We start from the raw sequence: 9,368 nt of genomic DNA, 5'->3' as shown, positions 1-9,368 counted from the left end.
GTCCTGCATCACCCCTCGATGTCAGGACGGTGCCGCGGCTCGCTCAGGCTGCGGTGTGCTGGCCCTCAGTGTCGGACAGTTCCGCTGCGATGGCCGCATTGACCTCGGCCAGTTCTGACCGGGCGGCGGCCAGATCGGCCGGCTCGGCCAGATCGGTTCCCGCGATCACAGTGCGGGCAGTGGCCGCCTGCTCGGCATACTCACCTCTGCGGGCGCGGGTCTCGCCGAGCTCGTCATCAATGCCGCCGATCCACGCAGCGACCATGGCCTCCGACCAGGCTTTGACCGCGCCGGCTCCACGGCGCCAAACCCGGCCCGGTACCGCCTCGGCCCACAGAGTGCGATACTCGAACGACAGCACCAGCCGCCGACCCGGGTCGCTGTCCTCGATGCGTATCCGTACCCGGCCATCGCTCCAATCGCGCCCATATCCCGAGAAGACCCGGCCCGGCTCACTCTGAGTGCATGCCCGTTCGGCAACCACCGACAGATCGATCGCGGCCATACCCGAGCTGTGGGCGGCGAACTGCCCGAGCCTGTCGATCCGCTCGTCGGCGGCCTGCTGGCCGGCTTCTGCGCGGGCTGCCTGGCTCAGCAGGGTTTTCACGTTCTGCTGGACGGTGACGTGTGCCAGCCGCAACTTGCGGACCCTGGTGGCCAGTTCGTGCTGACGCAGCAGCAGATCATTGCCCGCCGCGGCGGCTTTGAGCTCCCCGAAGCTCAACGTGCCGTCACCGGACAGATCCTCGATCTCGCGAGCCTGACCGTCGACGCGGTAAAGCTGCTCGAATCCGCGGGCCTTGCGCTCGACGATGCCGAACATGTACGCGTCGAAGGTGCCTTCGGTGACGTAGGAGTAGATGTCGACCACGTCGTGCTGATTACCGTTGCGCACCGCGCGGCCGTTGCGCTGCTCCCACGCCGCCGCGGTCCAGGTGGGGTCGACATGGTGCAGCGAGTGCAGCCGGTTCTGGATATTGGTCCCGATGCCGACCTTCGGCGTCGACCCGATCAGGACCGCCACCCTGCCGTCTCGGCATCCGGCGAACAACGCCTCGCGTGCCTTGGGGGTCGTGGCTTCGTGAGCGAACCTGATCATGGCGGCAGACACCCCGCGTGCGATCAGGGCTTCGCGTAGCCGCCCGTAGCTCTGGGTATCACCCGGGCGTGGGGTCCCCAGATCGCAGAGCACTAACTGGAATGCCCCCGGCGTCGCCGATCCCCGGTACACCAGGTCTCGGGTGGCGTGGTGGATCTCGGCGACTCGATCAGCGACGGCCCTCAGCTTCGGGGCGGTGTCGCTCCGGTGCTCTTCGGACAGGTCCCCACCCCTGTCGGCGGCGCTGTCGATGCCCACCAGGTGCGGGTCCAGGGCGACCTTGCGTCCATCACCACAGATCAGCAGCATGTTGTCGGCATCCGCGCTCACAACTCGTTTGCGCAGCGCATCAGCACGGGTCACCAGCGTGTCCATGAATGCCTGCTGCCGTGGTGTGGGCGTGGTGACCTCGGTGTGGCGGCGCACCTCCGGCCGCGCAAGCCCCACGCTGTCAGCGCGGACCATCGACATGAACTCCGCGAGCATCACCCGCAGCTCGGGCACGTTCTGGATCACCGAGGGCCGGCGCCGTGACCGGAATCCCGCCCCATCGGGGCTGGTTTCGATCAGCACCTCGTAGCGCACGAACTGCGCCGCCCAGGCGTCGAAGTGGCCCAGGCCGGTGCGGTCGAGCTGGTCAGGCGCCAACATCTGCTGCCACACGAAACCCTCGGCCAACGTGTTGGTAAACGGCGTGCCCGTCATCAAACACGCGTGCGGCCGGTCGGGATGAGCTCGCCGGAGCATGGCGATCTTCAAAAACAGGTCGAGTGCGCGTTTCGAGGACCCCAGCGAAAACCCCTCTGCGCGTGTCGTCACCGGCAGGCGCCGGAACTTGTCGGCCTCATCGACGATGAGATAGTCCAGACCCAGATGCGAAAACATGACCGCCTGCGGGTCGTTGTAGGCCGACCGCAGCCGCTCAATCTTGCCCTGCAGAGCCCGCACCGCGGCCGCGATCCGTTTGCCGGCGTGCCCCACGGTGCGCCCGTAGTTCTCCAGCTCGCCGAGCTGATCTTCAAGCCACTGCCGTTCCACACGGGCCGGGACCGGGATCGAGGAGAATGTCTCGTGGGTCATGATGACCAGATCCCAGTCCCCGGTCGCACATCGGGCCGCGAACCGCCGCCGCGCGTCACCGTGGAGATCGTTGCGGGTCACGATCAGGAACCGTCCCGCCGGCCACGCCTGGTATGCCTGACGAGTTGCCTGTTCTATCAGATGATTGGGGACGATCATCCCCACGCGGTTTACTATTCCGAACTGCCGCAATGTCATTGCGGTAGCTACCGCGGTCAGCGTCTTACCTAAACCGACCTCATGGGCACAAAACGCTGCCGGTGTTGAGACGGCCCTGTCCACGAAATCGCGCTGCCACGGCCATAGTTCGATGCCCTGCGCCAAGCTCGGGAACGTCAGATGCGACCCGTCGTGGTGACGCAGCACCCGTGCGTTCATTGTGTCGTTGTAAGTCTCGACGATTCGACGCTCACGCTCGGCGCTCTCCCAGACCCACACCGAGAATCGTTCCTGGATCGCTGCGAGCTTCTGCTCGGCCGCTTCGGTCTGATCGGCGTTGCGCACCCGTCGCCGCGTCCGCGACTCTGAGTCATACACCTCATCCCACACCACCGGAGCGGCGCCGTTGAGACCGATCTGCAGCAGCTCGAAACCGTCCATCCTCTCGGTGCAGTAGTCGATCTGAGCCTGCGCCGCCATCGACCGCCGGCTGCCCTCCACGTCCCAAGCCGCCAGCGGAGCTATGTGTTCGACCCGAGCGCGCGCACCGAACACCTCACGGCAGAAGTCCGCGACGTCGCCGGCACCCACCCATGGCGATCCCAACTCGATGCGGATCTCGTCGCGGCCCAGCCATGCCGGCTGCACCGCCTCCAGGGCGGTGACGTTGCGCTCATAGCGGCTATCGGCCGCCGCGGCGGCCAGCGCCTCCCGCAACTTGCTGCGTACGTCACCAGACAGGTAGTCACGGGCGAGCACCGGCCGATCGGTGTTCGGCTCCCGGTAGACGAGATCCCCGAGCAGGTCGAACGCGCGCTCAGCGTCGGTGAGGCCCAGTAGTGCGGCCACCCGGTCAAGGTCCAGTCCGCGTCCCTCACCCAGGCACACCGACAACGCCTCCCCAGGTGTGTCGGCGCTGGTCACCGGCTGCGGTCGTTTGTTGACCCGACGCGTCAGGATCGGCGCCGGCTCAGCCTCGCCGCTGTCCTGGTCGAACACCTCCAATGCAAACACCAGCGCCGCATCGGGGTCCCGGCGGAATCCCGACAGCGTGGCAGCGCGCCACCCCAGGCGTGGCATCCCTGTTTCGGGATCCGGCTTGCCGGTGGTGGCCACGCCCCGGTTGAGCGCCCCGAACCTCTCCACGTACTGCGCGTAGGCCAGGGCGCACTGCGCGCGACACGGCTCTAGCACGTCATCAGGGGTGTCCCAGTCCGCCTCAGCCTCGATCAGCGCCACCGCCGCGTCGCGTAAGCCGATCAGTGCGCGCAGCTCAGCAGTAGGCCGTTTCACCGGCTCCAGCGCTCCGTCGACAACCTGGACCACCTGAGCGTCGACGAGATGAAACGATCCCTCTTTGCGGCCCTGATCGTCGGTCAGCCGCACCTCGCCGAGGTCGTCGACGGCATCGCTGTCGGCGCCGTAGGCGACCAGGCGGGGAGCCACCGCCGCGAACGCCGCCTCTACCGCCGCCGCGGGGTCCTGGGCCTGCACCCTCAACGGCTGGCGGTCGAACCCGGTCAGGGCCATCCGGCCGGCCACCAGTTCAGGGTGCGCCGCCCAAAAGGCGCTGACCCGCTCCCGGCACAGCCGCCCGGATACCGTCTGCTCAAGAGTCACCGGGGCCGCACCATCGCCGGCCGACCATCCCAGCTGCTCGTCGTCACCGTCGCGCACCCGCAGCACCAACACGTCGGCGACCACATCAGTGCCCACGCCCCCGAAGTAGCCCGACGGCAGCCGCACCGCCGCCAATAGGTCCGCCCGTGCGCCGATCGCACTCGACAGCGCGCGGGCACCATCGAGCGTGTGCCGCGACGTCACCACCACGACATAGCCGCCGGGCCGCACCGCGTCGACGGCACGGCGGATGAAGTACTCGTGCAACGGGCCGTAGAAGCTACACGCGCCGTCATGCACCCGCGCTGATGAGAAAGGAACATTGCCGACCGCCGCATCAAAACGACGGTGAGGCAGCGACACTCGCTGAAGTTCCCCGGTGACGATGGTGGCTCCGGGATGCAGTGCCCGGGCAATCGCCCCCGACAGCGGATCGGCTTCGACACCGGTGTAGGCAATCGGCAAGTCCTGCGGGGCATGCTCTAGGAACGCCCCCGAACCACACCCGAGATCGAGCACCGAGCCCCCGGCAAACCCGGCCGCACACAGCACCCCGTAAATGTGCGCCACCAACGCCGCCGGGGTGAAGTAGGACGTATCAACAACCCGGGCCGCCGCCGCCACGGCCTCGCCGGCGATCTCGTCGAGCTCGTCGGCGATCTCGGCCCACACCCCTTCGGGCTGCGCATCGAACACCTTCGCCACCGGCCCCCACCCCGGGAACGCAGCCAGCACCGCTCGCTGCCGGTCGTCGGGAACGCCCCCGTCGAGGTCGCGGACCACACCGGCGGCAGCAACCACCCGTCGCGCCAGACTTACCGGCCCCTCGCCACGGACTCGCAACGGGCTAGCCAGAGAAACCACAGACATTCGACACTCCCCTTCGTGGGATCAGCGGGCCCGCCCACACGCGTGCCCGTCACAAAAGAGTATGCCGGAAACCACCGACAAGACCGCCGCAGCTACCCCAATGTAGATTGCCAAACTCCATGTCATATGGCGATGGCTCTGCCTGCGGGTTTCCTGTCTTGCCACGGAGATGACGAACCAGTTTTGCCATCTAAATGGCGAATCCTAGAACCGAACGGTCGTCCATGAAATCGCATCGCGTCAACTGCTGACATCTCGCGAGGAGTCGTTCCTGCAAGACCGTAATCCGGCCGCCGTAACCGCGTGCTCGTCCAGAATCTCGATCGCCGGCTTCCGCCGCGTCCGAGGGATGAACAACGCGACATGCGACCTCTAAGTTATGAGCCGGTCAGTCGCCGCCTCACGCGGTCAGTTGTGTCCTGAATGCCCAGGTCAGGTCACTTAATGCGTCTCCAGTGTCATTCTCGTTCGGCCTCATCTCACGCTTTACGCACTGTTTCGTTCACAAATCCGTTCACACCGGGGCCAGAGTCTCTTGGCTTGGTGGAAGCCGACTGACAGCAGCCGGTGCTCGTCTTCCCACAGCTTCGGGGTGACGCGGGCGGAGTCCTGGGCAATCTGCTCGAGAATGCGCTGCGGCACACTCCACCGGGCGGTTCTGTCGAACTCGGCTGTGTCCGCGACGGCGACCGGCTGACGATCGCCGTCGCCGACAATGGCGAGGGAATCGCTGCCGAATGCATCACCCGGGTATTCGAACGGTTCTACCGCGCCGACGCCGCCCGCGACCGCGAGCACGGCCGCTCTCGGCCGTACCGGCCGCAAACCAACGGCAAGGTAGAAAGATTTCACCAAACCCTCGGCGACGAATGGGCCTATACCCGGCTCTACACCAGCGACGCCCAGCGCTGCGAGCAGTTCCCGATCTGGCTACACACCTACAATTACCACCGCGGCCACACCGCACTCGGCGGCCAACCACCCGCCACCCGCATACCTAACCTCTCAGGTCAGTACAGCTAGTCGCGCTCAGAATATCCGCATGCCGCGCAATCTTGCCGCGTCAACAAAGGGTTTTGTGTGCTTGCCGATGCTGGAGGGTTCTATCTCGGTCACCGGATCGGGGCCAGTCCCGTCGTCTGTACGCCGCAGCCACATCGCGTAGTTGTCGCCCAGCGTCGTACCCCATTTGGACGGGTAAACAATCCCGTGCGGACGCTCCCCGTCGAACAGAACCGTCCGGTCTCGAATCCACGTTGCGATGCCCGTCGTGAGCTTCTTCAGGTCTTCGGATGAGCTGGTCAGCTCGCTGAGGGTCAGGTGCTCGACCTCACACTCAGCCAGCAGAGTCGAGCCCAGCCGTTCGGAAAGCACCGAGATCGATTCGGCGCCAGTGACGTCGACGAACCAACCGCTGTAGGGCAATTGAAGTTCGTAGAGGGAGCGCATTTCCCGCCAGCCCTTCGAGATTGACCGGTAGGGCATCGCCCCGTGCTGTGGCAACTCCTTCGCAACCTGCGCGGCGAACGTCGCGGCGTCATCGGGCTCCACGTCGTCGAAGAGGTCACTCAGCAGCGTCGCCGGCGGGTCCGGTCGGATATACTCCAACACTTCAACGAAAGCGCCTGTCGCCGAGGAACATCCGTATATGGTTCGCCCAGGCGTATCCCATCGCGACCAGTCCTCGACCGGATGTTCACCCGGAACGCGCGGGGGTGGATTAACCGGACCGTACTGCGTCCGAGCCACTCGAAAGACACTCTGACCCGAACTCGCAACGATGTTTAGCCCACTCGACGCGCAGATAGTCGCACCCACCAACGACACCCGCGCCTGCCTCTCTGTACACAGCGAACGGGCTGAGTATAGGAAGAGTCGACGTCACGAGTGACTAGGCATGGTAGGTGTCGGTGATAAACGCGTCCGCGGCGCGAAAGACAGCACCAAACTGATCTTCGCGTAGCAGTTGCGCCGGCGTGATCCCGTCTAGGCGAGGATTCGCAGAAATCAGCCAGTTCCGGGCAACCTGGTCGTTTTCGGCTTCCTCGATCAGCCAGAAGACGGTATGCGTTGCCGTCAGCCGCCGCGCTTTCTCAGTCGAGGGTTCGGCGTGGTTGCGCTCCCCCGGAGGGGTGGCCCACCGGGCTGGCATCGCACGACTTCGTGAACTGGCGATATACGCCGTCAGGGTGGGTCCGAGGCGCGCCAGAAGGTAGGCGACAACCTCGTGGGTGTCCATCCGCGCGGTGTCGTCCCCAGCCTTGATCAACAAGTCGGACATCTCGCGAGCACCTCCTTCGTCAGCAGCGACTCTACAGCGCCTAACCATAAAAGCGGCGAGAATAATCCGCAAAGTGACTCAACAAGCTCCACAAAACATACACATAATGCGCGTTATTTGCCGTCTCAGACACCCTGTCGTGCAGGTAGACGCCCGATTACAGCACCTAAGACGCCGCCGCCACTACCCAAGCAAGTGGCATATCCCGGCGAATGCTCGCGGATGTCGTCGAGGCGCCGTAACGGCACCGTGCAACACGAAATACTCGAAGGACAACGGGCCGTCGCGTTCGCAGCGGGCGATGCGCCTGAGATCAACGTTGACTGCCGCGTGGACGTGGGCCGGTTGGCGGCACCGGTCCGCTATGGACTGGCGGCGACGCTTGAGGTTGCCCCGACCATCAGAGTCGACATCCACCAAGAAGTACATCAACAATTGCAGGTCCGACTGCGCACCAGGACCCGCCGACACGCGTATCCCGGACGAATGTCTGCGACCGCTCTTCAGCAGCGAGCAACGACCCGCGAAATCGCTACATTCGCCGACGCTAAGTGCGAGCGGGCGTCCTACCGCACGGCCAAGCGGCGGTGGTCGAGACTCAGAGGGTGGCATCGACGGCGTCTACGTAGGAAGACAGTAGTTGATGACAAATGAATCTCGGTCGTGTTGAGATGTGGTGTCATGCAACCGCTGTCGCGGGTGGCGCTGTCATCCTGGTTCGGTGGCGCCAAGGACAGCGAAGAAAACCGACAGCCGGTTGGCGGCTCGGCTCGCCGCGCTCGCATCGCTGGGCGCCGCGGTCATCCACTTCGCCGTCGTACCCACCCACTGGCAGGAGTGGATGCCAGCAGGCTTGTTCTTCGCAACGATCGCACTCTTCCAACTGCTCTGGGCGCGCCTGGTTCTCGCACGAACCACGACTCCTGTGCTTGCTGCCGGCATCATGCTCAACGTTGGAGCCATTGCTCTTTGGGCCCTGTCCAGGACCGTGGGAGCCCCGTTCGGCCCCAGCGCGGGAGAAGCGGAATTGGTCCAAGCCGCGGACCTTTGCGCACTGCTGCTTCAAATCTACATCGTGATGGGCGCCAGCTGGGTGTGGTACCGCGGCCTGCAAGGACAGCCGGTACCGGTGTTCGGCAGCGCATTAGTGCTCATGGGCGCCGTCGGTGTCGTGACGCTGGCGTCCACGGTGGGCGTTGCTTCAGGACTGCAGCACGGCCATGCGCCAGCGAGCGCGGACGGTGGCCACCACGGGACGACCCCCGAGGATGGGCACGGCGAGCACGACGCGACGACCCCCGACGATGCGCATAGCGATCACCACGGCGCTGGCGCCGAGCCCGCGGAGGGTAATGATCATGGGACGAGCAGCGAGCATGTTCAAAGCCCTGACAGCAATCACGAGCCGGCCGCCCCGCCGCCCGTCAACGAGCCTGCCGGCGAGTCGGCTGCACCGGCGACGGCCGAAGTTCCGGCCCCACCCGCGGTGCCTGCGCAGGACGACCACGGCGATCATGATCACCGCGAGTAAACACCTGACTTCTCCGCTCGTGTGAGCACAGGCGTCAAACTAAGCTAACGCATCTCTGAGACCGGTCCTGAGCCGGCACGTGTCCTGGGACCACGAAGCCGGCCTTTAGCCGGATCATTCAAGCGCCGCCGTGTCGGTGACCGCGACGATTCACGGCATGAGCACGACTTCTCCGACATCGACGGCGGCTACCGCGGCCCAGGCGGTGGCCCGCTACGGCTACGTGCCGTTCATGCTGATCGGCCTCAACGGCGCCGGCATCGTCTTCACCGCCGGCGGCGCCCAGAAGTACTGGCTGCTGGCCGTCCTGGTCGTCGCGATCACGACGACGTTCCTGGTAGAGCTGGTCATTCCGTATGACACCGCGTGGAACCGTGACCGGGCCGACAGCACGCGCGACCGCATCCACGTCGCGGTCAACGAAACCCTCATCCTGGCAAGCGTGGCCGCCATCCCGCTGCTGGCCGCGATCGTCCCCGCACCGCCGTTGTGGCCACACAGCTGGCCATTCATCGCACAGGTCCTCGCCGCGATCCTGGTCGCGGACCTCGGCATCACCGTCGTACATCTGGCCAGCCACAAGATCGGTGTGTTGTGGCGCTTTCACGCGGTGCACCACAGCGTCACCCGCTTCTACGGCCTGAGGAATTGTCAATACCTGTGGATCGGCGTGTTTCAGGCGACCTCCGTTCCGGCTTGCTGATCGCCGTCTGAGGGCGGTGTCGGTG

4 protein-coding genes and 2 pseudogenes are annotated in these 9,368 nt (G+C 65.4%); 3 read left to right on the top strand and 3 right to left on the bottom strand.

The window, feature by feature from the left end; translation table 11 throughout:
• Window positions 1-43: 43 nt before the first annotated feature.
• Window positions 44-4,828, bottom strand: coding sequence for a methyltransferase domain-containing protein (locus tag MSZK_RS23140; protein ID WP_011896100.1), 4,785 nt, complete (start codon window positions 4,826-4,828; stop codon window positions 44-46).
• Window positions 4,829-5,434: 606 nt separating this feature from the next.
• Between MSZK_RS23140 and MSZK_RS32715 the strand changes: the two are divergent.
• Window positions 5,435-5,851, top strand: a pseudogene (locus MSZK_RS32715) (integrase core domain-containing protein); the annotation flags it as partial.
• Between the two features lie 6 nt (window positions 5,852-5,857).
• Here MSZK_RS32715 and MSZK_RS23130 read toward each other — a convergent pair.
• Both MSZK_RS23130 and MSZK_RS23125 read right to left on the bottom strand, forming a co-directional pair.
• Window positions 5,858-6,439 carry an RES domain-containing protein gene (locus tag MSZK_RS23130; RefSeq protein WP_234935307.1) on the bottom strand — a complete coding sequence of 194 codons (582 nt, stop codon included), beginning with the start codon at window positions 6,437-6,439 and terminating at the stop codon, window positions 5,858-5,860.
• Window positions 6,440-6,719: 280 nt separating this feature from the next.
• Complete coding sequence (locus MSZK_RS23125; RefSeq protein WP_013470149.1) at window positions 6,720-7,109, bottom strand: antitoxin Xre/MbcA/ParS toxin-binding domain-containing protein; 390 nt, start codon at window positions 7,107-7,109, stop codon at window positions 6,720-6,722.
• A 673-nt stretch (window positions 7,110-7,782) separates the two neighbouring features.
• On the opposite strand from MSZK_RS23125, the gene MSZK_RS23115 reads away from it, so the two are divergent.
• Entirely contained in the window at window positions 7,783-8,640 is an 858-nt protein-coding gene (locus tag MSZK_RS23115) for a hypothetical protein (protein WP_011767917.1), read from the top strand.
• A 157-nt stretch (window positions 8,641-8,797) separates the two neighbouring features.
• Window positions 8,798-9,283 (top strand): annotated as a pseudogene (locus MSZK_RS32710) (sterol desaturase family protein); the annotation flags it as partial.
• Between the last annotated feature and the right edge of the window lie 85 nt (window positions 9,284-9,368).

This window comes from Mycobacterium sp. shizuoka-1, assembly GCF_002723835.1.
GTDB lineage: Bacteria > Actinomycetota > Actinomycetes > Mycobacteriales > Mycobacteriaceae > Mycobacterium.
Note: the sequence above shows the minus strand (reverse complement) of the source record. Positions and strands in the feature narration are given on the sequence as shown.